The organism is Pedobacter caeni (assembly GCF_900129215.1).
Lineage (GTDB): Bacteria > Bacteroidota > Bacteroidia > Sphingobacteriales > Sphingobacteriaceae > Pedobacter > Pedobacter caeni.
Genome location: NZ_FQUQ01000009.1, coordinates 25,488 through 51,303, shown reverse-complemented (window position 1 = coordinate 51,303; position 25,816 = coordinate 25,488). Strand labels below are relative to the sequence as shown.

The following is a 25,816-nucleotide window of genomic DNA, read 5'->3' as shown; positions in this document are numbered from 1 at the left end:
GCATATCCTCTTTTGACCAATCCCTATTAGCTTCCTGCTCATCTCGTTATGATTGATAAAACCTGTTTTTTTCTATTAAGAAGGCATTTTATCCACCAATTAAATAGACATTCTGAAAAACCAGCAACATATTGAGATCGTATCCAAAAAGTTGAATGCTAAGGATCCAGCGTCCTCAAATGTTAAAATTTTATAATTTGAAGGATAATCACCACTAAAACCCACAATTTTTCATGCTTTTTTCCTGTTTTTTAGTGTTCATTCAGAATTTAAATGCAGAAGATCGAATACCTGCAAAAAAAAGCTACATCCTTTTTTTCCTCATTATCCCCAGTAACAAACTAAAAATATGACACTTAGGTAAGTCCACAATAACGAAAACAGGATATGTATGATGGTTTCCAGTCGCTTACCTTTCCAGAGTTTCGGCGAATATCCAAAGAATTGTATAAACAACCTTGCCAACCAAAAGAGACCGATTCCCAAATCAACCCTCCGGCCAAGAGGGGTATAAATCAACTCTGTTGAAGAACTAAGACATAATACCCCAATTAAAAGCACAACAAATGCGATAAAAAAAGTATGCACATACATCATTTGCCGATTGATCAGACTCAACGATTCAAACTCCTTGTTCCAATTAAAATACTTTGGAAAAACCAGGTGAGCAAAAGACAATATAATTAACAGGACACCAATAATTCTAAAATGTATCTCCATTCTTTTGCAGTATAAATGTTGAAATAAATGGCGTCTGCCTGATTTCGCACTGAACTTTAAGCCCAGCCTCCCGAAAGGTTTTACACCAGGTAGATTTTGAATAAAAATGGAAAAACCCAATGTTATAGGCCAGGAAGTTCGTCCAGTCTCTCAGGTGTTCAATAATGAAAACCTGTCCGTTTGGTTTTAGTGCTTTCTTTAGTGCCTTAAAAAAGATGATCCGCTCACTTTCATCTCTGATTTCATGTGCAGACAGGATGACAAATATCTTATCCGCAGAATCATCTTCCAGCCCCAGCTCAGTGGTGTTCACTTGTCTGGTCCCCTCAAACACGGGATAAGCTTTTCTGGCCCGCTTTATGGAAACTTCAGTGTGTTTCTGTGGATCATAAAAATCAAGGACGATCAGCTCTCCTTCTCTAAATCTATTTCTCAGCAAATGACTGGTTTCATCAAAGCCGGCACTTATATTCACAATCCGGCGATCCGTTTCTAATACCTTCAACCAACTAAAATCGTACAGTCCGGATAAATCATATACATAATAAGAAACTAAAAGGGAAATGACACTCATCCCCAGGATGAGGAAACAAAGCCCATAAAAATACCTTTGGTTATACCCTGGAAGAAAACCTGCCAGAAAAAACAACAAAAACAGGACGCCCAGTGACAATAAATAAAAATGCCAGTTAAAGCGAAGGATATTTAAAACTCCCTGAAATGGCCTTCTTATTTGTTCCATATTTCTGTTTTTCCTTTCTTCCAATGATATGGGATATCTCTAATGATAAAAGCATTAGCCAGGACTACGTTTTTTAGCCCTAAATCATCAACAAATGAAACCTGATGTTCCATCACATTTATGGGTTCCGGGATCCAGTTCTCCCTGACTCCTTCAATAATTAAAACTTCTTTAGTGTCCTTACTGTAAGTAAATGTAAAAGGTAAAGGGCCGGCAAATCTTCTTGCGGTCTTCCAATCCGGAAATGGGGACTGCGGTGGTAGTGAAACGGTTCCATCAGGTGCTTCAATTTTCACAGAAAAACGAGAACCTAACGATTTAATTTCAGTGGTATTCCCCTCCTTGACATGGATGATATCAGTAGTCGTATAATTATAGTGGGTAAAAATATTGCCCAGAAACTCCATCTTCTTTTTGTCTGTTTCGGACTTAAGGATGTAAAGACCTCTTAATTTTTTCCCTGCAGCATTGGTATATCTGACAAATACCCGATACCCGATTAAAAAGAAATCATTTCCAAGAATCTTTGGAAAGCCTTTAGGACGTAATCCTTTTGTCTGGACCATAGCCAATGCTATAAATGCCCATTTTTCATCAAAAGTATCAAGCTCCAGACATTCCGGTATAAGTTTCTCCAGTTGTTCTTTTGCTACAGCAAAGGTCAACACTACAGAACTTTCAAAAAAGGCCTCAACAGGAAATGGATGGTTCTTAAGAAATGAGTTCATATCAGGTGTGGGAAAGCGATTTTTTATTCAGATAAAACTCGTTAAAATAAACCAAAAGAATAAACGAAGCAGCAAATATCGAATTCATTTTCCCCCATAAAAGCAGATCAGGAACAAGGAAAAACTCCAACAGGTTCATGACACCAACGATGATCATCTGAGCAATGGCATTCAGACGGGATCTTAAGCCTGTTAAAACCCAGATCGACATTCCGATCTCGGAAAGGCCAATCAAAAGGGTTAAAGGCCTTGAATATTCATCTCCTAAAATGCTGGAAACAATCAGCTCATGCCGCGGAACAAGGTTCAGTACTTTACAAAAAAGACCATTTATGAACCAGACTGTAGCAATACAATAGTTTATGAGATGATGTAGTTTTATAAGTCTCATGTATAAAGATTATTTCTTAATGCCAAGATACTTTTTCTACTGATGACTGGATCTGTTACCTGGATAAATTTTTACTCTTTTATTTATGAGCCCGAACAGAATTCAAGTCAATAAAACTTTATCTTTCCAAATTGTAACAATTACTGTAAAACAATACAATGATATTCATTTATCAGGTCAGAACCTTACCACATAAAGTCGTCCCTTGTCCTGAGTTAAACTGTCCGTTATGTGGAGCAAGAGGAGGAATAGAATTGGCAATATTTCAAAAATATGCCTGGTTTCTCATGCCTATGTGGCCAGAACATAAATATGGAATGGCATGCTGCTTAAGATGTGATCAGAAAATACCCAATCTTAAATGGACAGATGAACTGGAACAGAGTTATTACCGACTGAAGAAAGAGATTAAAACACCACTAAGCTTATGGAGAGGTCTGTTGATCAACCCACTTTTGTTTGCTGCCTTTATTGGACTTATTGCTGGAATTGTTTTTCTACTTGCTAAAGGAAATAAACGAAGCCAGATTGAAAACAAAGCCCTGTTATCTGAATACATAACAGCACCTAAGACAGGTGATCTGTACCGGGTCGCATTATTGATCACCGAACCATCACCTTCTTATAACTATACCTATTTCCGCTATATGTCCCTTTCAGCGGATACCCTATTCGTAGAAAAACTAAAAAAAGGATCAGACATATATGGCGATTGGGATCAGCTCAACACAAAAGAGGCAAATGCTTTTGAAGGCAAAAAAATCGCACTGAAATATGCTGTTTTTAAGAAGAATCAGGATTTTCAGCTTATGGGAGAAGAAACCATCCACATCTTCTTTAAGGGGTTGGAGCGAGCTGACCAGATCATAAATAAAAATTAAACACAACAAACGATAGCATGCAAATACCGGCAAACAACCCAAATGAGGATTATGAATTTGTAAATCACAACTCCAGAAAACCAAAAAAAGCCATATCTCCCTTATTAATAGGTGTGTTATTCATCGCAGCAGGTCTGCTCAGTAGTTATTTTTTTATTTATCAAAAGTTACAGCAAATGGCAGAACACGCCCCTTCCGTTTCTTACTCAGTAAAAACGATGATGCTTGGCCCGGTATTGTTGATATTTGGTCTTTACTATGTGCTGGTCCGCCCCAGTGATCTCAATGCGCAATCTCCCCGGGATAAAAAATGGTTGTATATTTTTATCGGGATCTTCATCGTAGCAATGATTATCCTCCATGAATGGTTTAAGGCACAGGCGAATGGCTACGGTTACAATTTTTAACCAAAAAACATCTTGATGAAATGCTGATATTCAACTGGCATCTCCCGCCATTCAAAACTATTGGTATAGCCTAAAATGATCAATGCAGCAGCAATTATTCCGATAATCGCAATACCATAAGAAACCATTTTCGATTTCGTCTTTAGGTAGTGTAGTGATGCAACATGCAGAGTGATCGCAGTTACAGCCAAAAAATAATAGGGAATAAACACAAAAATTGCAGGTGACAAATTCATTCCGGCTGCTGCAAAATAAAAGTTAGTGTCTAATTGAATTTGTCTGCCAAACATAACTGCCCCCACATGAACAATGAGAAAAACAGACAGGTATAAACCTGAATAAAGCTGAACTTTTTCCACTCCTGTTTTTTTGTTTTTATTAAACAATAGTTTAATCCCTGTAATCACCTGAAAAAAAACAGCTAATAACAATATGAATTCGAAAACAGGCTGACGATAGACTTTCCTGAATTGATTCATCCATTCTATATGTACAGAGGGTCCTAAAAGTGAAAGTAGCTGGTTCACCAGATGAAAGGCGATGAAGACCGATAAAATCAACCCGGATATATAATGTATTTTTTTAACATTGAGCTTCTGTAACCACTGTTTTAAATTCATCTCCTGTCATTAATGCATTATACCTGTAGCCGGCGCTACTTATTTTTGCTGAAATTTTCGTCCAGAAACTTTTTTAGATCTGTAACATAACCATCGTAAAAAGCTTCGATGATCTGCTTGTTGACCGCATTCACGACCTTACCTTCGGCATCAAAAACACTGTCCGGATATGCCAGTCCTGGTCTTTTTACTTTCTCCTTCATTTTGCCAAGTAATCCACCGGTATTGCCCGTTTTATAGCCACTGGGCTGAACATATCTGTAATCTCCAAAAGGAACATCACCTTCAGACACAACTGCATCTGAAGGACTGATTTGAAGTTTAGCATCATTGAGTGTCGCAAAAATTTTCGAATCAAGGCCAATGCGTATTTTGATCATGTCATCTAAAGGAACAGCGTAGATATAAGTAAGGGCCGTGATATCAGAATAACACTGATTTTTATCTCCTATGCTGGCAAAATCCCTATAGCAAATATAGGCGCCCTGACCGGCTACGACTTTGTCAACTTTAAGGGCCGGACGACTTTTAAGATAGCTTTGCAAAAGCTTCATCAGCTCCGCCTTGCTTTTACTTTTGTTGGTAAGTTGAAAAATGATCTCAGGTTTATTACCCAAAGGACGCACAAAACCGTAAAAAGCATCCCCAAACATGCTGTTATTTGATTTTTCGCAGACCACCTCAAAATATCTTCCCTGCGCATAGGAGAACTGCACAAAAAAGGCTAATACCAGTGCAAATATTATTTTGTGAAATTTCATTTTGTCTTTTTTTATTGAGTACCGGATTGGCTATGTGTCGTTTTTTGGTCTATGCTTTGGATTAAATTGTCTTTACCAATATGTACTGTCGTTACTTCTACATACTGACTGGCCCATCTGGTATCTTCCGCCTGTTTGCTCCCGGTTAAAACAGTTTGTCCGAATCCATTAACCCCAGTAGTAAAATATCCCGGCTTGTAACTCCCACCTGCATAATTGCTTACCTTTTCATATACGACAACCTGTCCTCCATCCCCATTGGGGAAAGCTTTTGCGGGTGCACCCCAGGCTTTAAGTAAATCAGTATACTTTACGCCAATCCATGATTTTTTCCACTCCATCTTGTCGAAGATGAATCTTTGTGTCTTAGCTGTTTGCTGATCTGTTGAGTAACGCATCTCCAAAGCTTCCTGCATCTCTTTATTGATTTTCACCTTCTTTCCCTGCGAATAAGCAGCAAAGGTGACCATAAGAGACATAACGGCAAGCATGGTTAAAAAGGCCTTGGTTTTCATCTTCTATCTGAATTTAGAATTATAGGGATATTAAAGCTAATATTTTGCTTAAAGAAGCTCATCCTTTACCCTAAAACTAAATTATATTTGCACGTAAAATTCAGTTGACAGCCAGACAAGTAGTTATCATCGACAGAAAGTAGTTTACAGTCGACGATTTTTACCTGATTTTCTAACTCAGCCTTTCAGCAAGATTGAATTAAACAAGTCAGTGATCATAACGAGAAATTACTAATGGTAGAAAAAAAATTACGGTTGGGTCAAGAACGTTCTATGAGTCCTTTATTACATAAAACATTGAAATGAAGAGAGCAGGTATCGGAGATAAGAATTTAATAGTTGATATACTATGCGAATCATTCAGAAACAATCTGAGTGTAAATTATATACTAAATCAATCCGGAGATAAAACCAAAAGGCTTAAAAACTTAATGGATTATTCCTTCGAGGTTTGCCATGCTTTCGGAGAAGTTTTTTTATCTGATGACCATAAGGCATGCGCACTGGTGCTTTATCCCGACCAGAAAAGAACAACCTTAAAATCAATATTCCTTGATGTTAAGCTGATCGTGGGAACCCTGGGTATTCGAAATATTTTCAAAGCCATGAGCAGGGAAAAGGTAATTAAAAGCAATTACCCCAATCAGCCATTTTATTACTTGTGGTTTATTGGTGTTTCGGTTCCTGATCAGCATAAAGGAATAGGTTCTAAATTACTTGAAGAACTTATGGAAGATGCAAACCAAAAAGGACGGTCTGTTTATTTAGAAACAAGTACAGAGAAAAATTTATCCTGGTATAAAAAATTTGGCTTTTCCAATTACAACAAGCTTGATTTTGGTTATACGCTCTTCTTGTTTAAAAAACATTGATAAACAATACCAATTGTTTCTTGCTATTCCATTTTGGAAGCGCAAGATTTTAAACTACCTTAAAGAATGAAACATTTTCTCATCATCTTAATCTTAACCATGTTATACGGTCGCAACAGCGCACAACAACATCAGCCATTTTTAGATAATGAAGAATGGATGCTAACCCAATCACAGTTGACGCAAGGGTTTGGCAAAGGTTCAATCTGGCAATTTTTCAGTGACCATACATTCATGGCTACACATTGGTATTCGGGCGGGGCTTATTGGAGACACCAATATAAAGGAACTTACCATTATGAACCGGCTACAGAAACAGTTTATCTGAAGTATAAGAAAGATAAAAAACTACCTGAGGTAACAAAGAATCTCTGCCTTCAAATCGTTTACGAAAAAGCGGATAGCAACGTCTATCATGCTGTTCTTTACGATAACTGGAAAAAACAGAAGGGGAGGTATTCTCCTTTTGGAGAACAACAAATTATAAAACAACATGCAAAACGACCAGATGATGAGGCAAAAGAATCTGCCTTTTCCGCCCCCGTTATCCGTTTTAAAAAAGGAAAAATACAGTAGGTAATATGTTTTCTGCCTGATCAAAGGCTATCCGGTTTAAACCCGATTCTTATTCCAGGAGGGCTCGGCTGCTCCTTGTTTTAAGGTGCCTTTTTGGTACCTTAAGATTTTTTGGCTTCATTTCCGGGTTCAAACATAGAAACCAGTAATAGCTCAAAAAAATGAATACTCCGGGGTGTCCGGAAAACGAAAAGGCATGCTATCGTATGATAACAGGCCTTTTAATATTTTGAAAGATTTGCGGACCGGACGGGACTCGAACCCGCGACCTCCGCCGTGACAGGGCGGCATTCTAACCAGCTGAACTACCGGTCCGTGTTTCCCTCTCGGGTGGCTTTTATAGTAGAGCCTCTACTTATTAAAAATAAAAGCACCCTTCTGAGTGCTTTTGCGGACCGGACGGGACTCGAACCCGCGACCTCCGCCGTGACAGGGCGGCATTCTAACCAGCTGAACTACCGGTCCGTTGTTCCCTTTCGGGATTGCAAATATAGAGCCTTTATTTATATTCACAAACTATTTTTTAAAATAATCGTAAGTCCCTAAGCTACAGAACCTTCTTTCATTTTCTCTGCGTTTTCTGCAAACTGTAACGCGTCAATCAGCTCCTGAACACCACCATCCATCACGCCACTTAGGTTGTAAAGTGTCAATCCGATACGGTGATCTGTTACCCTACCCTGTGGATAATTGTAAGTTCTGATCTTTGCTGAACGGTCACCGGTAGAAACCATAGTCTTACGTCTTGCAGCAATGTCTCCATTTTTCTTCTGCAATTCAATATCATACAATTTACTACGCAACATCTCCATTGCAATCACCCTGTTACCAAGCTGAGAACGTTCCTGCTGACATACCACTACAATCCCCGAAGGTCTGTGTGTCAACTGTACTTTTGTTTCCACCTTGTTCACATTCTGACCACCAGCTCCACCTGAACGGGAAGTCTGCAAATCAATATCCGCAGGGTTCACATAAAGGTCAATCTCTTCTGCTTCCGGCAATACTGCCACTGAAGCTGCCGAAGTATGTACACGCCCCTGAGTTTCTGTGTCTGGTACACGTTGTACGCGGTGAACACCTGATTCGTATTTCAATTGTCCGTAAACATCTTCTCCGCTTACCTTCAGGATCACCTCTTTATAACCACCGGCAGTACCTTCAGTTACATCTACAGTTTCCACCTTCCAGCCTTTTTGCTCAAAGAAACGGCTGTACATACGGTATAAATCGCCGGCAAATAAAGCCGCCTCATCACCACCAGTACCACCTCTGATCTCAAACACTGCGTTTTTAGCATCTTCAGGATCTACAGGAATCAGCATCAAACGTACTTTTTCTTCCAGTTCTTCCTGTTGCTTCAATAGCAGGTCCAGTTCTTCTTTGGCCATCTCACGCATTTCAGCATCCTTCTCTGTGGTCAGGATTTCTTTATTTGCATCGATATTGCTCATTACATTCTTGTAGATCTTATATTCATCTACAATCTTGCCTAAATCTTTATACTCTTTATTTAAAGCCGCAAAACGCTTCATATCCTGCATCGTATCAGGATTACTCAACTGCTCTTCTACATCTTCCCAGCGCAGCTTAATTGCTTCTAATTTCTCTAACATATTCTTTTTTCAGAAAATTAAAACTTGTTGCCTTTTCAATTAAAATCCGTCCTGCGGAGATCTATCCTGGCAATTGATTTATTTGGGCAGCAAAAATACGGCTTTTTCAGTGAATGATACTAAAAATTTATTCCTTGCCGGATTCTTTTCTCCCTGTTTATTACTTTTCGAAATAGTTCAGTGTTAAATCTTTGCCGTCAAATACCGCATAAGAATTAAAATTAATCCATTCCCCGATGTTTACATACCTGCTTTTGTCTGTCAGCTGAATATCCAAAGGAAGGTGCCTGTGTCCGAAAATAAAATAATCGAAATGCTGTTTTTGCAATTGTTCTTTTGCATAAACTGCCAGCCATTCATTTTCTACACCGCTAAAAACCTCTTCTTTACTGTTGGCCAGCCTGCTGCTCCCCGACCACCAATTTGCAATCCCCAATCCGATTCTGGGAGGAATAATAGAAAACAACCACTGACAAAGCGGATTTCGAAAAATCTTCCGCAGCACTTTATATTTCTGGTCGCCAGGACCAAGCCCATCTCCATGATGAAGATAAAAACGTTTTCCGGCCCTTTCCATCACCAATTCATCACTAATGATTGCTATACCCATTTCTTTTGTGAAATAGTCATTCACCCACATGTCATGGTTCCCCTTGAAAAAATAAATTTTTATTCCCGCATCGCTCATCATGCCCAGCTTCCCCTGTAAACGAACAAAACCTTTGGGAACCACCTCGCGGTATTCAAACCAGAAATCAAAGATATCTCCCATCAAAAAAAGCTCACTGCAAGTGCTCTCTATAGCATTTAACCAGCGAATGATCCGATCTTCACGCTTTCTGCTTTCGGGATGACTGGGAGAGCCCAGATGGAAATCAGAAGCAAAATATATGTTTTTTGTCATCAGTATGAACAAAGATAAGTAAAAAAATTATCGGAGTTTTGTCAGAAGTTCTACCAATTATCTAGAATATATCTAAACAACCGCTGTTATTAAAACAAAAGTTCGTAAATTCGCCAAAAATTTAAACACATGATTTCTACTGATATAGCCATTATTGGCGCCGGACCCGTTGGTTTATTTGCAATTTTTGAAGCAGGACTCCTTAAAATGCGTTGTCATCTGATCGATTACTTACCTCAGGTAGGTGGTCAATTGTCTGAAATATATCCTAAGAAACCTATTTATGATATCCCTGGTTATCCAACAGTATTGGCACAGGAACTCATAGACAACCTGATGGAACAGGGAAAACCTTTCCACCCGGGTTTCACTTTAGGAGAGAGAATCGAAGGTTTAGAGAAACGTGGAGAAGGAGATTTTGTATTGACCACCAACATGGGCACAATCATAGAATCTAAAGTGGTAGTTATTGCCGGTGGACTGGGATGTTTCGAACCTCGTAAACCAGCAGTGGCAGGATTAGAGCAATTTGAAAACGGAAGAGGTGTCAACTATATGATCCTTGATCCTGAACAATACCGTGGACAAAAAATGGTAATTGCAGGTGGTGGAGATTCTGCCCTGGACTGGACCATTTTCTTAGCCGATATTGTTGAGGAACTAACCCTTGTTCACCGCAGCGAAAGCTTCCGTGGTGCACCAGACTCTGTAAATAAAGTTATGGCTTTAGCAGAAAGCGGAAAAATCAATCTGGTATTAAACAGTAACCTGAGCTCCGTAACCGGAAACGGAAAACTGGAAAATGTAGAATTGGTACACAACCGCAGCCTGGAAAAAAGCAATATCGCTGCTGATCACCTGATCCCTCTGTTTGGTTTAAGCCCTAAATTAGGTCCTATCGAACAATGGAACCTGAACATCAACAAAAGTGCAATCGAAGTAAACACCGATGATTATTCGACCAATATTCCGGGCATTTACGCAATTGGCGATATCAATACTTACACGAATAAATTAAAATTAATCCTTTGCGGTTTCCATGAAGCAGCTTTGATGAGCCATAGTGCCTATCAATACATGAACCCTGGAGTTAAATATACCATGAAATACACTACCGTTAACGGAGTATCAGAATTCTAAAATGGAAGAAAACAACATTACCCTGCACGTAGAGAATCCGGACGGTAGCAGAACAACGCTTGAGGCCCCTGTTGATATGGGCCTCAGCTTAATGGAATACTTAAAAGCTTGTGAATACGACATTCTGGCCACTTGTGGTGGAATGGCACTCTGCGCAACCTGCTGCGTAGATGTACTGGAGGGAGAAGACAAATTAAAAGAGATGAGTGATGACGAATATGCCATGCTCGATACCCTCCCGGATTTGCTTCCAAATTCAAGACTGGCCTGCCAGCTTCAGTTAAACCATGAAATGGATGGCCTTGTGGTTAAACTCCATGGCGTAAACTAACAACTAATTTTCTATAGGTGCAGCCGCAATTGTCTTGATTGGGCTGCCTATAGTTTTATATTCGCCCTCCCCTTTCAATATCGCCAGCATCTTGGTATTGTTGTTTAAAACAGCTTTAGCCGCATTCAATTCCTTATCGTACTGAAAAGCCTGAATCACTTTCCCCTTTTCATAATAATAGCGGCTCACAATCTGGGTTTCCAATACTTTTTTGATCTCAGATTTAAAAGTAGTCAGGTCTGTCTTCTTCGCACCCAGCATTTTAGCCTTAAGGTCTTCCAAATCTGCTTTTACCGCAGGGAGCTTATTTTCTTTTTCTGCTTCAGTACGCAAATCAGACAAAAGTCGCTCTGTACGCGAAGTATAAGAATAATCTTTCCCGTCTAATGAACTTACAAAAGCTGCATAATCATTGTCGGTCAGCTGGAAACTTGCAGCAGGTGCAATCGTTTTATTGCTCTTTTTGTAATTATTGGCGTAATCAAAGAACAGGCTCTTGTTCAATAAGGAGATCGTAATCGGGCTTAGCTTAGAGGCCTCCACCACCACATCAGGAAAAACTCCATTTCCATCATAGACGCTTCTGCCGGTACGGGTACTAAATCTGGTCATCACAGAATCGGCCACCTTAGGCGTCTTTCCATTCGCATCTTTATGGGCATAATCCAGCGCCTGAATGCATCTTCCTGAAGGGGTAAAGTATTTGGCCACCGTTACCTTCACCAGGCTGTTATAAGGCAGGTTAAAGGTCTGTTGAACCAACCCCTTACCGTAACTGCGCTGACCAACGATAATCGCTCTGTCCAGGTCTTGTAATGCACCTGCAACGATTTCCGAGGCAGATGCCGAAGAACCGCCAACAAGGATCACCAAAGGGATCTGAGGAAGGATAGGCTCAGCTAATGTTTTATAAGTAATGGTTTTCTGAGGGTTTCTGCCCTTCTGGGTAACCACCAGAATATCTTTATTCACAAACAGGTTCACGATCTTCACTGCTTCCTGTAAAATCCCCCCCCCGTTATACCTCAAATCAATGATTAAACCTTTTGGCTGCTGCTTGCTTAGATTCAATGCTGCATCTTTTACTTCTTGAGCTGCATTTTCCAGGAATTTGTCCAGACGGATATAACCAATCTGATCATCGGTCATTCCGGAATAAGGCACATTTGGTTGTTTAATCTCATCTCTGGTGAGGCTTTTGGTAATCACCGCACCATTCCTGATCAGCAACAACTCTACAGTGGAGCCTTTTGGGCCTCTCAACAGCTGACTCACCTGTGCCCGTTCTTTTCCTTTCACCTCCACATTATTGATCTTTACCACCTGATCACCTGGCTTCAGGTCCTGCTTGTCTGCCGGATAACCTTCAGAAACTTCGTTTACGAACAATTTGCCTTCAATAAAAAGCGTAGTTGCCCCAATGCCCCCATATTGAGTGCTTACATATTTTAATTTATAGTCTTCTATTTCAGACTCCGGAATATATTCTGTGTAAGGATCAAGGTTCCCCAGCATCGCATCAATGCTATTGCGCATCAGATCCGATGGATTGGTTTCCTCAACATAGTTGATATTGACCTCCTTATAAAGAGAAGCGAAGATATCCAGGTTCTTGGAAACCTGGAACAAGTCTTCCTTAAAAGACCAGCTAAAAGAAGCAAAAGCAATAAGGAAGAAGGCTGCGGCAAGTCTGTATTTTTTCATTTTACCCATCTGTTGAAAGGTAAATTTACAAAAAAGCCTTGTAACTCAATAGGCTATTAAAGATTTATAGCCTGTTTCCATCAGGATCGGCCAATGCCTTCTCGATGGTAAACTCAACATACTCCCGGTCTCTTTTCACCAAAGTCATCAATTGCTGTACCAGCTGATCCTCCTGTCCGGGAACAAAAGAGATATCTACGTTTGCCAGCTCACGATATTTTCTAAGAAATTTGATTTTAACCTTTTTCCAGGTTTCAGGAGTAAGTGTAAAACTTGCCATAATATATACTTTGAGGCAAAAATAGGAAAATAACTAATATAGCGTGTGCTTTAAAACAACTATTAAACACAGAGAACAAGAAGGAACCATAATAAGAATGCCCCTGAATTATAGGGACATTCCTGGTTTTAAGTCGTATCTAGCGGTTTGGCGTACTGTCTATAAATGTTCTGTTTGTAGCAGTAGTCCCCCCAACGTTAATATCACCCCTCAATGTAAAAGTATAGGTATTGGATTTGGTGACAGACACCTCCGTTCTGCTGTATACATTAGTGGGACTGCCGGGATAACGTAAAATCAGATCATAAACAGCCTGAGGCACCTTAACAAAGGTTGTTGCTGATTTATAGGAGCGATTAGTACCAATAACAATTTCAGCCTTACTTGTCCTGTCCTGCATAATCATATCTACCGGATTTGCATTTGGAGAAGTGTGAACAAACCGCACATATGCCGCTGAAGAATCTATCGGAGGCAAAATATCCTCAAGAATAAAGGCATCACTGCTCTTAGCTGTAGTATTATAGAAACCACACATGTACAAAGAATAGTTTTTACCTTCTTCCAGATTTGCAGTCAGCTTATTGATCACCAGTTTTGGATCGGCAGCCGCAGTAGAAGGTCGCGTAGCTTTCAAATCATAAGATCCGCCGGGCAATATCGCATAAGCGTTAGTAGCAGGATAAACTGCTGCATAACCAAGTCCCGTTGTCCCACTCTCTGCACCTGTCGTAGACACCGCAGCAGTAACCTTAGTGTCATTGGCATAATAGTTAACCACAGGACTATTGACTGCAAAATTAAAGAATTTCACAGAAGTTCCTTTTGCCGGACCGTCGATCGTCTGAATGTCGGTCTTATCGCAGGAATATATAAAGATAGACAGCAGAAGTACTGCTGATAATAAGAAATTTCTTTTCATATGATTAAGGTAAGGTAATCCACATTTCTTTGGTATGATAATCAGTTGTTAGTCCACCTATTTTATCTAAGGCTTCTCTGTTCCAGATATACTCAGAATTGTAACGCGGACGAATGCGGTAAACCAGTTTACCTCCATTATCCGGATATAAACTGTTCGGGGGATTAAATCCTGCAAAAACCTGAGCCCCGGTTGCATTATCAAGATCTCTGTAATGATACCTTCGTAAATCCATCCATTGCTCCAGATGACCATAGCCCCACTGGGCAATATATTTCTGAAGCATAATATTGGTTAGCGTAAGATCGTTTGCTGCAGCCGGAATAACCAAAGGAGAAGCCATATAAGCATCTTTCTCTGGACCAGAGATCTGGGTAGGTGACTGCCCGTCATCTGAGTTTCTTGCATTTACAAAATCAAAATGTGCCGAAATCCCTTTTTTGTAAGCATCCAAAGCCAGTCCTTTATCTCCCTTTTTAAAAGCAGCCTCAGCCTTCACAAACTGAAGTTGGGAATAAGTAAACAGGGGAAGCTTAGACTTCGCCGAAAAAATATACCTGGACGGATTTCTCAGAGAAAGTGCCAATGTCTCGTATCCCCAGAAATTTTTCGGCTGCTGAGCTGCAGGCAATGCACCGATACCCTGTGCAATTTCCAGACCCCGGTATTGACCATCTGGCGATGGAGATAACATCCTGCTCATTCTTGGGTCAACTACACCTGGATATTGTATAACTCCATTCACTAAACCAAGAATAAACCTTGTTTGGCGGTAATTGGTTAAGTTATCCCTATTGCTCGCATAAAAATTAATGTCATCATTGGCTGTACCAGTATAAGCCAGCAAAGGCTGCTCCGAATCAGCTGCACCTATTGAAGCATCTACCGCAGCAATTACCTCGTCAGGCTTATACAAACCCGCTTTATTGGAAAAATGATTCAGTGCCATCGCTTTCAAACCATTGGCGAATTTGATCCACATAGCGGTTTTTCCCTTGTAGATAATGTCTGTTTTCGCTAAATAATTATTGTCAACAGCACCATCCGTTCTCTTTAAGTTGGCAATAGCAAGATCCAACAGTCGAAAAGACTCCTGATAAGCAAATTCCTGAGTATCATAGTCAAATGCCGTTTTTCCTTCAAAAGCTTGCTTGATCGGGATTTCTCCATGAATATCAGTCAATGTTAGCCAACCCCAGGCTTTCAGAATCTGCCCTACACCAAGTAAGTCCCAGCGCTGCTCTTTTTCAGCAAGTGCATTCATCGTGACCAGGTTCTGCCCAAGGCTCCAATAAACATCCCTGAATAGTTGTCCCGCATTGTCCGAAGCAGGATCATAACCCTGTCTATCCCACGAAGTAGCGGTAGTGGTAATGGTCCAGTTTTGAGTATAACGTCCTATAAAACGGGCATCATAGGTCGGAGAAGTCACCATCCAATGAAGCATGGGCGACAGGTATAAATTTGCTGACACTACCTGTGGAGCATTCGGATTGTCATTTACGTCCAGAAACTTTTTGCAACCACCAAGAGTCACCATCCCGGCCATGACCAGTAATATATATATCTTTTTCATCTTAATCTTCTTTAAAAGCCAACCTTAATACCAAAATTAAATCCTTTCGGAATAGGGAAATTTCCATAATCGATCCCCTGAGAGCCTGAACCACCAACTGCTGCCGTGTTACCATTCACCACAGGATCAAGACCGGTATAATTCGTAATCAGAAACAGGTCGGTCCCAGTAAAGAATACACTTGCATTCTTGATAAACCCTTGTTTCTTCAATAAAGAGGCCGGCAACCTATACTGAAGTGTAACATCTTTCAGCCTGATCCAGTTGATGTCCTTTTCAATAAACAGCTCCTCACTCATTTCAGTGTAGTATCGGTTCTGATAAAATGGAACCACGCTAATATTATTTTGTGTAGGATTTGCCGAATTTTCCAGACCATCTCTCAATACCCCTTTAACAATTCTTGGCTCCAGCCTGTCTAGTGTCATTGGCGACAAGCCCAGTTGAGTCAGTGCGCTTTGTGTTGCATTTAAGATATCGCCCCCCTTTCTGATGTCCAGTAAGAATGACAATGAAAAATCTTTATACCTGAACGTATTTGTGATCCCCAAAGAAAAATCAGGCTGACGATCATAACCTCCTTCAACAAAGATGGTAGACCTAGCCGGCAAACCATCAGCAGGGTTAATCAAAATTTCTCCCTGATTGTTTCGCAGGTAATAAAGTCCGGTAAGTGTTCGGGTCGAAAGTCCAACAGTCACTCCATTCCTAACATTCCCAAATAACCAGGTATCGGATACATAGGACTCAGGAAGATTACCTGGCAATGCAAGAACTTTACTTCTGGCCATATCGAAATTAGTCATGATATCCCAGCTGAAATTTTTGCTCTTTACAGGTGTTCCTCTTAAACTAATCTCCAATCCCTGATTTCTGGTTTCCGCTCCATTGAGGTTAAACAAAATATATCCTGTAGCATAGCTTCCCCTCACATCATTCACAATCTGGTCTGTGGTTTTTTTACGGTAAACGGTCAGGTCAAGCCCTAATCTGTCCTGGAAAAAGGCAAGCTCTGTTCCCAACTCATAAGAACTGGCAAACTCAGGAACAAGCCCTGGATTAGGCCCTGTAAAACCATATCCATATCCACCACCCACAGTGGTTTTGCTTTCCAGCGCTGGGGTATAAGCATAAGGTCTGGCATCTTTACCAACATTCGCAAAAGCAGCCCTCAACTTACCTGAAGTAAATATTTTACTCAAACTATTCTTAAATGCCGGCACCTCAGTAAACACAAAACTTCCCGACACAGAAGGGTAAAAGAAGGAATTGGCTCCTGTAGGAATGGTCGATGTCCAGTCATTTCTACCGGTAACGGTAACATATAGGTAATCCTTATAACCCAGTGTAGTCCGGGCAAATAAACTAAACACACGCTGTTGTGCTTCCAGCGACTTCCCATTCCGTAAAGTACTGGTCGTATTGTTGATAGAAATGAAATTAGGATCAAGAAAATTTTCCCCATACTGACTTTCAGTTTTAGACTTCAGTGCTTTTATGGCGTTACCGAATGTGGCATCAATAGTAATGTCCTTCGTAATCTTCTGTCTGGTTAAATTAATCAGGGTTTGTGAATTGATGTTACGGGTATTGTCGTTCGCGACATCCATAAGCCCTCCTTTAAGAAAACCTCTTTTACTTTCCGGGTGACTTAACACCAATGCGTTATTATTATAAGCATCTATTCCAACATTAGTTTTAATATTCAGCCACCCCACAGGAGTAATCGTAAACCCCAGATTAGAAATGATCCTGTTATTCTTCGTGCTGGACCTGTTTTTATTCACATTGAAATAAGGATTTTCAATTTCCAGAGTCTGATCACCACCATTAAGCAGCCTCCTTCTCGTTCCGGAAGCCGTCAGGTAATCCTTTGCATCGTCATCCTGGGGCCAAACCAGCAGTCCCATCAATGGGCCACCATCCCCTTTAAATGACTGATTATTGTTTGCATAGGAATAATTCATCGATAGATCCATGCTGAGCCACTTGTTAACTTTCCCTCCGGTAGACCCCGTCAGTGTAAACCGATCATAATCAGAACCTGGAACCACTCCTTTCTGGTTAGTGATGGAGGATGAAACACGGTAGTTAACTACCTCGGAACCACCTTCGACAGACAAATTGTGCTTTTGAGTGAATGCAGTTTGAAAAAAACCATCCACATTATCATAGAATTTTGTGCCATCTGCATACCTTGGCCCGAAATATCTCAAACGATCACTAACAGGAGTGCCAAATGAACCCAAATCAAACTCCTTCTGCAGCTCCGGAACTGTAGTTGTTTTTTCTATACGGAAACTATTATTGTAATTGATCGCACCAGCACCTGCCTTTCCTCTTTTTGTGGTAATTACAATCGCCCCGTTTGCTGCATCAATTCCATACAAAGCCGCCGCTTCTGGCCCTTTTAAGACAACCAGAGTTTCAATATCTTCTGGATTGATATCCGCAGCCCTGTTGGTAAAATCAACACTTCTGTTGAAAAGCGCAGTATTCGCACTGTTATCCGAATAAAATGCACTGGTATTCAGGGTTTTATTGTCAATCGGCAATCCATCAACTACAAACAAGGGCTGATTACTTCCACTGATTGAGCTGATCCCCCGGATGGTAATTGAGGATGAAGCTCCTGGCACACCGGAAGAACTGGTCACCTCTACCCCGGCAACACGCCCCTGAAGTGCATTAATAAAGTTCTCTCTTTGTGTTTCGGCAATGGCCGCTCCACTCACTTGTTGCTGAGCGGTACCGATAGACCGTTTCGAAGACTTTTGCCCCAAAGCAGTAACCACAATTTCATTGAGCGACTGTGCGTCATCCAGCAAAGTGACATTTATTGCCCCTGCACCGGTAACCAGCTTACTTTGCGTGATCATTCCGATATAAGAAAAGGCAAGTACATCCCCACTGCTGACCTTGATGCTGTAAACCCCGTTCGAGGAGGTTTGGGTCACAGCAGCTGTTGTTTTGGACTTTACAGAAACACCCGGAACGGGCACCCCGTCAGCAGATCTGACGGTACCTGTCACTGTTATCTGCTGCGCAAACGTTTGCGTAACAAAAACAGAAAGGCCCATAAAAAGTAAAAGTAGTTTTCTTTTCATAAAAGCTTATTTGGTTAAAAATTTTTAGTTGGTTGATTGGTCCCCCTGAAATAAACACGCAAGTAAACGCAAAATAAGTCAGTACATTAGTAAATATCACAAATGTTTTTCATTATTTACAGAACTAATTAAGATTTGTCATTATTTTGTTACACACAATACCGCACAAACACGCATAAAGCCGCAAGCTTAATTTTCCTTTTTTTCAGTACTTTAGCCCAAAAAACACCCAAATGTTAAAAAAAGAAAGACACGACTCCATTATGCGACAAATCAATCTGCACAACCGGGTGCTGACCTCTGATTTGGTCCAGTTGTTAAGTGTTTCTGAAGATACCATCCGCAGAGACCTGCAGGAGCTTGCAGAACGGGACCAACTGTACAAAGTACATGGAGGTGCCCTTTCCAAATCTTATCAATCCTCTTTTGATGATAGTACCGTCTATGCCAAGGATGCGAAAATCATCATTGCAAAAAAGGCGATCAGCCTGATCAAAGACGGTATGGTGATTTTGACCGGAGGAGGCACCACAATCATCGAAATGGTTAAACAACTTCCGGAAAATCTTCATGCCACCTTTTTTACCATCAGCCCCTTTGTAGCCATCGAACTGGCCAACTACCCAAGGGTGGAAGTGATCCTGATCGGAGGCTTGTTTTCTAAAAACTCTCAGGTTACTTATGGTGGCCATGTGATCAACCAGCTATCAGAAATTAATCCGGACCTTTGTTTATTGGGAACCAGTGCCCTTCATCCTGATGATGGCCTTACGGATACCGATTGGGAGATCAATCAATTGAAAAAAACAATGCTCAACTGCTCCAAGAAAACTGCAGTATTGTGTATCTCAGAAAAATTAGGCATTTCATTGCGGCTAAAAGTAGCCCCGATTACAAATATCCAATACCTGATCACAGAACTTCCTGCAAATGATCCACAGCTGGATGACTACCAGATAAAAAGCCTGCAGATATTATAAAGTGCTTTAAGCCAAACAGCCTTTCTGAACTAATTCAGAAAGGCTGCTTCACGAATAATTCCGTTAATCCTGTTAAAATGCAGGATTAGCAGGAACATTTGGATTTCCTCCATCTGCCTCTACAAGAGGATAAGGGAAAAAGTTTCTTTTCCGATCCGCCATCGGCTTACCAAACCTTCTCATGTCTTCGATTTTTAAACCAGACAGATAAAGCTCAATACAACGGTGCTTATAAATTAAATCCAACAACTGGGCTTGTGAATAATTCCCTGTTAATTCAGGCAAAGCTGCACCCAATTTAAAAAGATCCTTCTCAGCAGTCTTCGTTACCACCTTATTCAATTCAATCAGTGCATTCCCAGGGTCCGGTTGCCTTGCAAGAACTTCTGCTTTGATCAGCATCATTTCTCCGGGTAAATACACCGGAATGGAAGTCGCTGTGGCTACGCCAAACCCTTTCAAACTGATCAATGGGGCCTTTGTTGAAAATAAAATATAAAAAGGAATCCGCTGGTCATTAGCATCCGGCACATCAGCACCTGTCAACCCTAATTTCTCATTCAAAGGCTGGAACACATTGTTTGTGGAAGTCGCGATATCAAAGATCGGATTTGGAGCATTTCCATCAAAGTCAAAGGACGACTTCACCGTTAAATCGACATTCCCTGCAGCAGCTAAAGCAAGCGGATAATCTTCCGAAAACAATGCATAACGTGCCTTTAAAGCATAAAGGGTGTTTTTAATATCAATGCCTTTAGGAACATTCCCCAGAAATTTATCACTAATCTTGTCTGCTGTCATCACAGACAAAGCATTATCGATCACAGCAATGGCCTTTGTAAAACCCGCTTTCCTGCTGATAAAAGAAACCTGTTTGCCTGTGCCTGCAGGAACTTGTTCCCAATATTGAGCTAAATTACCCATCGCTAATGCTTTAAAAACACTGGAATAAGCAATCAATCCTGAAGCGTAGGATTTATCCGGCAAATTTGCGGCATTACTGATCACAAGATCTGCCTCATAAATGATTTTATTGGAGCTTGCCCATAAATTAGTCAGGATGGAGTTGGTTCCATCCACCTTACTGCCACCAGTAAACAATTGCAATTCCGGAATATTTCCTGCATTGGAAAGCAACAACTCATTGGTCACAAAACCATTTGCAGTAATGGAGCTGAAAAACACCCCTGGACGTCCAACCGTGTATACCCTTTGCAAACCTACAGCTACTCCGGTCAATCCTCTTTCAGATTTTAATACATCTGCTACAAGGGCCCCATTTGGATCTTTAAAATCCTTCTTACAGGAAGTCATTGCCAGCACCATGCTCAGGGCAACTCCCATTTTTAGGGCATAAAATTTATTTATATAATTCTTCATGTCTGATCTTTTTGAAATTAAAACTTAACCTGTACACCTAAAGTAAAACTGCGTGGAATCGGCACTGAGCCAAAGTCAATGTTACGCAGAATAGTCGACTGACCGCCGGAGTTCAACTCAGGATCATAACCTTTGTAATTATCCCATGAAACCAAATTCCTGCCACTCAGATTAATCGTCATATCCTGGATGAATTTCACTTTGCCTACATTATAGCTGATCGCAACTTCTCTCAGTTTAACAAATGAACCATTATCGATCCTCCATTCTTCAATTGCATACTGTCCGGCAACAAATCCCCTTGGCACTAATCCCATTTGTTCCTGTTCTGCCACCTTACCACTACCTACACCCTGACGTGTCCGCCAATCTGCATTCCAGACATCTGAACCCTGAACAGCATCGACCTGAACATGAAGGCTCAGTTTTTTATAAGTAAAGTCATTCACAAACGACAAAGTATAATCCGGATTTGGATCTCCGATCACCTTCCGAACGACATCTCCTTTAGGCATCCCGTTTTCATCCCTGAGCGGAGTGAAAGTTGTTGCAGAAGTCTGAATTCCAGCCTCTTGCTGAGGAATACCTGCTTTATTTGTCAGCACACTCCCATCCGGATTTCTGGCAAAAAAAGTACCGTAGAAAACACCGATCGGCTGTCCGTTAATAATCGCAACAGGCGCACCAGGATTGGTAGAAATCAGCCTTAATCCACCTGTTCCCACTGCTTTATTTCTATTTCTGTTGAAGATAAAGGTCGTATTCCATTTAAAATCTTCTCCCGAAACAGGCATAGCAGTCAGCATCAACTCAATCCCTTTATTCTCTAATCCGCCATTGTTATCCAATAAGCTGGAATAACCCTCTGTTGGAGAAATCACCACCGGAATCAACAGGTCCTTTACTTTCTTATTGTACCAGTTAAAAGTCAGGCCTAAACGGTTATTAAAGAAGGCCAGATCTGTACCAATCTCCAGTTCCCTTTGGCGCTCTGGCTTTACGTTTTCATTGGCCAGTGTAAGACTGGATAAAAATGCTCCTTGTTGCAACAATGGGTTAGAAGAGTATTCGTTAAATCGGTCATAAGCGCCAATTCCGGTTAAGTTCCCGGATTCTCCATAAGCAGCTCTTACTTTAAAAGCGGTCCACCATTTTGATACGCCCAGGTTCTTCCAGTAATCAGCAGAAGAGAGGACATAACTCACATTTCCTTTCAGGTACTCCTGAGTTCTGTGTTTCGATCCAAATACCGAAGACTGATCTACCCTTAATGCTCCTGTTACAAACAAGTGATCTTTATATTTGAAGTTCTGTTGTAAATAAGCGCCCATAATACTGAATTCAGACCGACGGTCAGCATTAGGAAGAACCGTACTTGCTGCATTCACTGTTTCAATAAAAGGTGCCAGACCACGGCCATTTAATAAGGAATACAGGTCTTTTTGATATTGAAAAGATCCGCCAAGCTGAGTCGTAGACAACAAACCTTCAGAAATTTTCGAATCATAGGTAAAGTTCAATTCATTGTTAAACATGGTTGTAGTCGCATTTGCAGCACTTGCATAACCATTTAACGATGGTCCACCCCCGTAAAATCCAGAACTCACATTATAAGCAAATGGCGGAATCAATGTCGTTCCGTTTTGAATGGTATTGTCGACACCCATGGTGTAGTCAATACTCAGATTTTTTACCGGAGTCAGCTTTAATCCTGTATTCGCCATGATACGGTTTGTAAACTGCCGCTGTTTGATGTCTTCGATTACAGAAACAGGATTCACCCTTCCCCGTTCACCAACAGACTTTATATTCCCAAAAACATCCCTGGTAAACAGGTCATGGAAGTTTCCGATAATGGTAACCGAGTTCATCGGAGAGAAAAAGGAATTGCCGTCCGGTTTCTCATCGGCATCACTATGCACATAATTAAAACCTACCGTTAATTTTGCCCAATCCGTAATCTTCTGATCTACGTTAGCGCGGAAATTGTAACGCTTAAAATTGGTATTCTTGATGATCCCCTGGTTAGAAAAATAACCCGCAGAAGTGTAAAACTTAGTATTGTCGTTACCTCCGGATAAAGACAAGGCATTATCGGTACCCAGGGCTGACTGGAAAATATAATCCTGATAATTGTACCTCGTTACCGCAGATCTGGTCGTATCTAACTTTGGAGGAACACCCACCAGCTGAATCACATCCTGGGTAAAGGCATCTACAGAGCCGCCAAACTTAACCGGCGACTGGTTTACCTCCAATTGCTTACGCAACTTACTCGAGGTGATGCTGGTAGAAAAACTCACTACCGGAGTACCACTCTTTCCTCTCTTTGTAAAAATCTGTACCACGCCTGAATTCGCGCGGGAGCCATAAATAGCCGCCGCAGCTGCACCGTTTAAGACCTCAATCCGCTCAATGTCATTCGGACTAATGTCTACCATTCTGTTCTGACCGATGCTACCTACAAAATTTCCGTTTTGCCCTACAGCACTTCCTGAATTGTTACCTCCATCATAGTTGGCAGAGGTATTGGTTACCCTCGTAGTGGAGTTGTTCACAATCACCCCATCAATGATGTACAATGGCTCTGAAGAAGAGTTGATCGAACTTACACCCCTCAATCGTACAGACATACCCCCTGCAGGATCACCGGAATTCTGGCTGATCTGCGCACCGGCAGTTTTCCCTTGTAAAGAAGAAAGCACATTTCCACTTGGCGCCTTATTCAGGTCATCCCCTTTCACTGTGCTGACATAACTTCCCATCTGCTTCCGCGTTGTTCCCTGAGAAGTTCCGGTCACAATCACCTCATCAAGCCCAATGTTATCTGTTGCCAGCTCTCCATTGAGCACCAACTCCAGCTTATCCCCTAAGGTGATGCTTTTTTGTTGTGACCGATAGCCTATAGAAGAAAAGTTAACCTGATAGGTTCCCGCAGGAAGTTCCGCAGAGACACTGAATTTACCGTCCCCGTTTGTCGCAGCTGCAAATTTTGTATTTTGAATCTTAACTACTACTCCGGGAATACCCTGACCCGCGGGCCCTTCTGTTACTTTGCCGGTCAAAACATAACGCTTATTTTGCGCAAATGCCGCCTGGCTAAACAGGATTAGAAAAATCGGCAACCAGAAAGCCAACAGGTTTCTGGAATAACCAAAAACGTAAAGTTTTTTCATAATATTTGGTTTAGTTTGGATAAATATAGCCTTTACGCAAGTTATTTATACAAAAAACCAAATATGTTACTTCGAAATTTACTCGGGCAAACAGATTTTCCCCATGGTAATCGAAGGTACTCCTTCCCTGTCTCCGAAGTTAGTTTGCTCGCCCACAAGGGTTTCATTTGCCAAAACTGCAAAGAGCACCGCCTCTTTTGCATCTGGATTAATATCCAGATCTTCGGTGGTATAAAATGTCGCATTTGGCAAACCTTCCTTTAAGGCAGCCACCAATAAAGGATTATGCATTCCTCCACCGCTCATATAGATAAAAGGTGTTTGTGACTTGCCAAAACATTTCTCAACAGCCGCAATGATCACCAGAGCGGAGAAACGACATAAAGTAGCTAAAATATCTCCCTTGCCCAGTCCTTCAGTTCCGGATGCTTGCTGCGCCTGCTCCAGATAAGGAAGATTAAAAAGCTCCGGCCCTGTCGTTTTAGGGAAATCTGCCTTTAAAAATTCCTCTTGCATCAAGGCAGCTAACAAATCGCTATTGACCGTCCCTGTACTTGCAATTGAGGCGTTTTCATCAAAATACAACCCTTCATAATGTTTTTGAATAAACTGGTCCATCAGGGTATTTCCTGGACCAACATCTGTGGAAAACACTTTTGAAGCATCATTATCTGCCGGAAGATAAGTAAAGTTGGCGATCCCGCCGATATTCAACATGATCCGGTCTTCCCCCTTTTTGGAGAACAATAAATAATCTCCATAAACCGCCAGAGGGGCACCTTCCCCACCCGCAGCAATATGTTTTTGCCGGAAATCACTGATGGTAATAATCCCGGTTTTCACCGCGATATGATCCCCATCCCCAATTTGCAGGGTTGCATTTGGATAGGCTGAAAGTCCATGTAGTGAAGCAGGAGCATGAAAAATCGTTTGCCCATGACTGGCAATCACATCCACCTCTTCAGGTTTTCTACCCCAGGAGCCCAGCGCTTCCAAAATCAATGCTGCATGCAGTAATCCGATCTTTTCATTCATCAGACAGACCATCTGTAAATCTGCATCTCTTCTGGAAAAAATAGATTTCACTTCTGCTTTGAAAGCAGGCTCATAAGAAATCGTATTGAATTCCAATACCCTCACCTTCGTTTCGGCACCGCTCCCTTTAATCGCACAGAGTGCGATATCCAGACCATCTAATGATGTTCCCGACATTAACCCGATGATCAGGCGTTCCTCCTTTTCCAGTATTTGAAATATTCTCTTCCAGTTTGAATTCATATCCGCAATTGATGTGATGTAACACGATAAACAAAAGTAAACAATCCCTATAAGAGATCTCGTAACGAAATCAGGGCAAAGCCGATGATTTACAAATAGCGAAAATCAACGCCCATAAACCACAAAACCAGGGCTTCAGCAGATTTCATAAAAAATTAGTCAAAATCGCGATAAAAAGTACCAAATTCACAAAAAACACCTCCCCAAAT

Annotated in this window: 23 protein-coding genes and 2 tRNA genes; 7 read left to right on the top strand and 18 right to left on the bottom strand. The window is 41.1% G+C overall.

What is annotated here, in order from left to right; translation table 11 throughout:
• Window positions 1–703 precede the first annotated feature (703 nt).
• Genes BUC20_RS32175 through BUC20_RS32165 form a run of 3 tightly spaced genes read right to left on the bottom strand, consistent with a single transcriptional unit; the run spans window position 704 to window position 2,581 of the window.
• Window positions 704–1,462: a methyltransferase domain-containing protein gene (locus BUC20_RS32175; protein ID WP_073238870.1), complete on the bottom strand. Its 759-nt coding sequence runs from the start codon at window positions 1,460–1,462 to the stop codon at window positions 704–706.
• Window positions 1,450–2,190: a DUF2071 domain-containing protein gene (locus BUC20_RS32170; protein ID WP_073238579.1), complete on the bottom strand. Its 741-nt coding sequence runs from the start codon at window positions 2,188–2,190 to the stop codon at window positions 1,450–1,452. Before BUC20_RS32170 ends, BUC20_RS32175 begins: the two co-directional genes overlap by 13 nt.
• 1 nt (window position 2,191) lies before the next feature.
• Entirely contained in the window at window positions 2,192–2,581 is a 390-nt protein-coding gene (locus BUC20_RS32165; RefSeq protein ID WP_073238577.1) for a DoxX-like family protein, read from the bottom strand.
• A gap of 158 nt (window positions 2,582–2,739) precedes the next feature.
• On the opposite strand from BUC20_RS32165, the gene BUC20_RS32160 reads away from it, so the two are divergent.
• Together BUC20_RS32160 and BUC20_RS32155 are read left to right on the top strand one after the other, a co-directional pair.
• A complete protein-coding gene (locus tag BUC20_RS32160; protein WP_073238574.1) occupies window positions 2,740–3,462 on the top strand; it encodes a hypothetical protein in 723 nt (240 codons plus the stop codon).
• Between the two features lie 17 nt (window positions 3,463–3,479).
• A complete protein-coding gene (locus BUC20_RS32155) occupies window positions 3,480–3,869 on the top strand; it encodes a hypothetical protein (protein WP_073238571.1) in 390 nt (129 codons plus the stop codon).
• Here BUC20_RS32155 and BUC20_RS34140 read toward each other — a convergent pair.
• From BUC20_RS34140 to BUC20_RS32140, 3 genes are all read right to left on the bottom strand, one after another.
• A complete protein-coding gene (locus tag BUC20_RS34140) occupies window positions 3,866–4,228 on the bottom strand; it encodes a hypothetical protein (protein WP_200801114.1) in 363 nt (120 codons plus the stop codon). The two genes, BUC20_RS32155 and BUC20_RS34140, sit on opposite strands and share 4 nt — an antisense overlap.
• A 296-nt stretch (window positions 4,229–4,524) precedes the next feature.
• Window positions 4,525–5,250, bottom strand: a complete 726-nt coding sequence (locus BUC20_RS32145; RefSeq protein WP_073238565.1) for a hypothetical protein — start codon at window positions 5,248–5,250, stop codon at window positions 4,525–4,527.
• Window positions 5,251–5,261: 11 nt separating this feature from the next.
• Window positions 5,262–5,765 carry a hypothetical protein gene (locus BUC20_RS32140; RefSeq protein WP_073238562.1) on the bottom strand — a complete coding sequence of 168 codons (504 nt, stop codon included), beginning with the start codon at window positions 5,763–5,765 and terminating at the stop codon, window positions 5,262–5,264.
• Window positions 5,766–6,067: 302 nt separating this feature from the next.
• Here BUC20_RS32140 and BUC20_RS32135 point away from each other — a divergent pair, with 302 nt between their 5' ends.
• Window positions 6,068–6,637 carry a GNAT family N-acetyltransferase gene (locus BUC20_RS32135; RefSeq protein WP_073238559.1) on the top strand — a complete coding sequence of 190 codons (570 nt, stop codon included), beginning with the start codon at window positions 6,068–6,070 and terminating at the stop codon, window positions 6,635–6,637.
• A gap of 66 nt (window positions 6,638–6,703) precedes the next feature.
• Window positions 6,704–7,213: a hypothetical protein gene (locus BUC20_RS32130; protein ID WP_073238556.1), complete on the top strand. Its 510-nt coding sequence runs from the start codon at window positions 6,704–6,706 to the stop codon at window positions 7,211–7,213.
• Window positions 7,214–7,454: 241 nt separating this feature from the next.
• On the opposite strand, the gene BUC20_RS32125 is transcribed toward BUC20_RS32130, so the two are convergent.
• From BUC20_RS32125 to BUC20_RS32110, 4 genes are all read right to left on the bottom strand, one after another.
• Window positions 7,455–7,528, bottom strand: a tRNA-Asp gene (locus BUC20_RS32125).
• A 76-nt stretch (window positions 7,529–7,604) separates the two neighbouring features.
• Window positions 7,605–7,678: transfer RNA gene (locus BUC20_RS32120), tRNA-Asp, on the bottom strand.
• A 77-nt stretch (window positions 7,679–7,755) separates the two neighbouring features.
• Window positions 7,756–8,829, bottom strand: coding sequence for a peptide chain release factor 1 (gene prfA / locus BUC20_RS32115; RefSeq protein ID WP_073238553.1), 1,074 nt, complete (start codon window positions 8,827–8,829; stop codon window positions 7,756–7,758).
• Window positions 8,830–8,989: 160 nt separating this feature from the next.
• Window positions 8,990–9,733, bottom strand: a complete 744-nt coding sequence (locus BUC20_RS32110) for a UDP-2,3-diacylglucosamine diphosphatase (RefSeq protein ID WP_073238550.1) — start codon at window positions 9,731–9,733, stop codon at window positions 8,990–8,992.
• Between the two features lie 129 nt (window positions 9,734–9,862).
• Between BUC20_RS32110 and BUC20_RS32105 the strand changes: the two genes are divergently transcribed.
• Window positions 9,863–10,873, top strand: coding sequence for an NAD(P)/FAD-dependent oxidoreductase (locus BUC20_RS32105; RefSeq protein WP_073238547.1), 1,011 nt, complete (start codon window positions 9,863–9,865; stop codon window positions 10,871–10,873).
• A 1-nt stretch (window position 10,874) separates the two neighbouring features.
• Entirely contained in the window at window positions 10,875–11,204 is a 330-nt protein-coding gene (locus BUC20_RS32100; RefSeq protein ID WP_073238544.1) for a 2Fe-2S iron-sulfur cluster-binding protein, read from the top strand.
• Window positions 11,205–11,207: 3 nt separating this feature from the next.
• On the opposite strand, the gene BUC20_RS32095 is transcribed toward BUC20_RS32100, so the two are convergent.
• The 5 genes from BUC20_RS32095 to BUC20_RS32075 form a co-directional block, all read right to left on the bottom strand.
• Window positions 11,208–12,908, bottom strand: a complete 1,701-nt coding sequence (locus BUC20_RS32095) for a S41 family peptidase (RefSeq protein WP_073238867.1) — start codon at window positions 12,906–12,908, stop codon at window positions 11,208–11,210.
• A gap of 64 nt (window positions 12,909–12,972) precedes the next feature.
• Window positions 12,973–13,188, bottom strand: a complete 216-nt coding sequence (locus tag BUC20_RS32090; protein WP_073238541.1) for a hypothetical protein — start codon at window positions 13,186–13,188, stop codon at window positions 12,973–12,975.
• Between the two features lie 139 nt (window positions 13,189–13,327).
• Window positions 13,328–14,110, bottom strand: coding sequence for a DUF4397 domain-containing protein (locus BUC20_RS32085; protein ID WP_073238538.1), 783 nt, complete (start codon window positions 14,108–14,110; stop codon window positions 13,328–13,330).
• Between the two features lie 4 nt (window positions 14,111–14,114).
• A complete protein-coding gene (locus tag BUC20_RS32080; protein WP_073238535.1) occupies window positions 14,115–15,686 on the bottom strand; it encodes a SusD/RagB family nutrient-binding outer membrane lipoprotein in 1,572 nt (523 codons plus the stop codon).
• An 11-nt stretch (window positions 15,687–15,697) separates the two neighbouring features.
• Window positions 15,698–18,793: a SusC/RagA family TonB-linked outer membrane protein gene (locus tag BUC20_RS32075; RefSeq protein WP_073238532.1), complete on the bottom strand. Its 3,096-nt coding sequence runs from the start codon at window positions 18,791–18,793 to the stop codon at window positions 15,698–15,700.
• A 233-nt stretch (window positions 18,794–19,026) separates the two neighbouring features.
• Here BUC20_RS32075 and BUC20_RS32070 point away from each other — a divergent pair, with 233 nt between their 5' ends.
• Window positions 19,027–19,773 carry a DeoR/GlpR family DNA-binding transcription regulator gene (locus BUC20_RS32070; protein WP_073238529.1) on the top strand — a complete coding sequence of 249 codons (747 nt, stop codon included), beginning with the start codon at window positions 19,027–19,029 and terminating at the stop codon, window positions 19,771–19,773.
• Between the two features lie 72 nt (window positions 19,774–19,845).
• On the opposite strand, the gene BUC20_RS32065 is transcribed toward BUC20_RS32070, so the two are convergent.
• The 3 genes from BUC20_RS32065 to BUC20_RS32055 all read right to left on the bottom strand — a co-directional run bounded on the left by BUC20_RS32065 (window position 19,846) and on the right by BUC20_RS32055 (window position 25,607).
• Entirely contained in the window at window positions 19,846–21,153 is a 1,308-nt protein-coding gene (locus BUC20_RS32065; RefSeq protein WP_073238526.1) for a RagB/SusD family nutrient uptake outer membrane protein, read from the bottom strand.
• Window positions 21,154–21,170: 17 nt separating this feature from the next.
• Entirely contained in the window at window positions 21,171–24,329 is a 3,159-nt protein-coding gene (locus BUC20_RS32060; RefSeq protein ID WP_073238523.1) for a SusC/RagA family TonB-linked outer membrane protein, read from the bottom strand.
• A gap of 78 nt (window positions 24,330–24,407) precedes the next feature.
• Window positions 24,408–25,607 carry an anhydro-N-acetylmuramic acid kinase gene (locus BUC20_RS32055; RefSeq protein ID WP_073238520.1) on the bottom strand — a complete coding sequence of 400 codons (1,200 nt, stop codon included), beginning with the start codon at window positions 25,605–25,607 and terminating at the stop codon, window positions 24,408–24,410.
• Window positions 25,608–25,816: the final 209 nt, after the last annotated feature.

Excerpts from the sequence above, each read along its gene's own strand:
- BUC20_RS32130 (WP_073238556.1), top strand. The coding sequence starts at position 6,704 with ATGAAACATTTTCTCATCATCTTAATCTTAACCATGTTATACGGTCGC.
- BUC20_RS32080 (WP_073238535.1), bottom strand. The coding sequence starts at position 15,686 with ATGAAAAAGATATATATATTACTGGTCATGGCCGGGATGGTGACTCTT.
- BUC20_RS32060 (WP_073238523.1), bottom strand. The coding sequence starts at position 24,329 with ATGAAAAAACTTTACGTTTTTGGTTATTCCAGAAACCTGTTGGCTTTC.
- BUC20_RS32110 (WP_073238550.1), bottom strand. The coding sequence starts at position 9,733 with ATGACAAAAAACATATATTTTGCTTCTGATTTCCATCTGGGCTCTCCC.
- BUC20_RS32065 (WP_073238526.1), bottom strand. The coding sequence starts at position 21,153 with ATGAAGAATTATATAAATAAATTTTATGCCCTAAAAATGGGAGTTGCC.
- BUC20_RS32170 (WP_073238579.1), bottom strand. The coding sequence starts at position 2,190 with ATGAACTCATTTCTTAAGAACCATCCATTTCCTGTTGAGGCCTTTTTT.
- BUC20_RS32075 (WP_073238532.1), bottom strand. The coding sequence starts at position 18,793 with ATGAAAAGAAAACTACTTTTACTTTTTATGGGCCTTTCTGTTTTTGTT.
- BUC20_RS32160 (WP_073238574.1), top strand. The coding sequence starts at position 2,740 with ATGATATTCATTTATCAGGTCAGAACCTTACCACATAAAGTCGTCCCT.
- prfA (WP_073238553.1), bottom strand. The coding sequence starts at position 8,829 with ATGTTAGAGAAATTAGAAGCAATTAAGCTGCGCTGGGAAGATGTAGAA.
- BUC20_RS32155 (WP_073238571.1), top strand. The coding sequence starts at position 3,480 with ATGCAAATACCGGCAAACAACCCAAATGAGGATTATGAATTTGTAAAT.
- BUC20_RS32105 (WP_073238547.1), top strand. The coding sequence starts at position 9,863 with ATGATTTCTACTGATATAGCCATTATTGGCGCCGGACCCGTTGGTTTA.
- BUC20_RS32085 (WP_073238538.1), bottom strand. The coding sequence starts at position 14,110 with ATGAAAAGAAATTTCTTATTATCAGCAGTACTTCTGCTGTCTATCTTT.
- BUC20_RS32095 (WP_073238867.1), bottom strand. The coding sequence starts at position 12,908 with ATGAAAAAATACAGACTTGCCGCAGCCTTCTTCCTTATTGCTTTTGCT.
- BUC20_RS32100 (WP_073238544.1), top strand. The coding sequence starts at position 10,875 with ATGGAAGAAAACAACATTACCCTGCACGTAGAGAATCCGGACGGTAGC.
- BUC20_RS32165 (WP_073238577.1), bottom strand. The coding sequence starts at position 2,581 with ATGAGACTTATAAAACTACATCATCTCATAAACTATTGTATTGCTACA.
- BUC20_RS32070 (WP_073238529.1), top strand. The coding sequence starts at position 19,027 with ATGTTAAAAAAAGAAAGACACGACTCCATTATGCGACAAATCAATCTG.
- BUC20_RS32140 (WP_073238562.1), bottom strand. The coding sequence starts at position 5,765 with ATGAAAACCAAGGCCTTTTTAACCATGCTTGCCGTTATGTCTCTTATG.
- BUC20_RS32145 (WP_073238565.1), bottom strand. The coding sequence starts at position 5,250 with ATGAAATTTCACAAAATAATATTTGCACTGGTATTAGCCTTTTTTGTG.
- BUC20_RS32090 (WP_073238541.1), bottom strand. The coding sequence starts at position 13,188 with ATGGCAAGTTTTACACTTACTCCTGAAACCTGGAAAAAGGTTAAAATC.
- BUC20_RS32055 (WP_073238520.1), bottom strand. The coding sequence starts at position 25,607 with ATGAATTCAAACTGGAAGAGAATATTTCAAATACTGGAAAAGGAGGAA.
- BUC20_RS32135 (WP_073238559.1), top strand. The coding sequence starts at position 6,068 with ATGAAGAGAGCAGGTATCGGAGATAAGAATTTAATAGTTGATATACTA.
- BUC20_RS32175 (WP_073238870.1), bottom strand. The coding sequence starts at position 1,462 with ATGGAACAAATAAGAAGGCCATTTCAGGGAGTTTTAAATATCCTTCGC.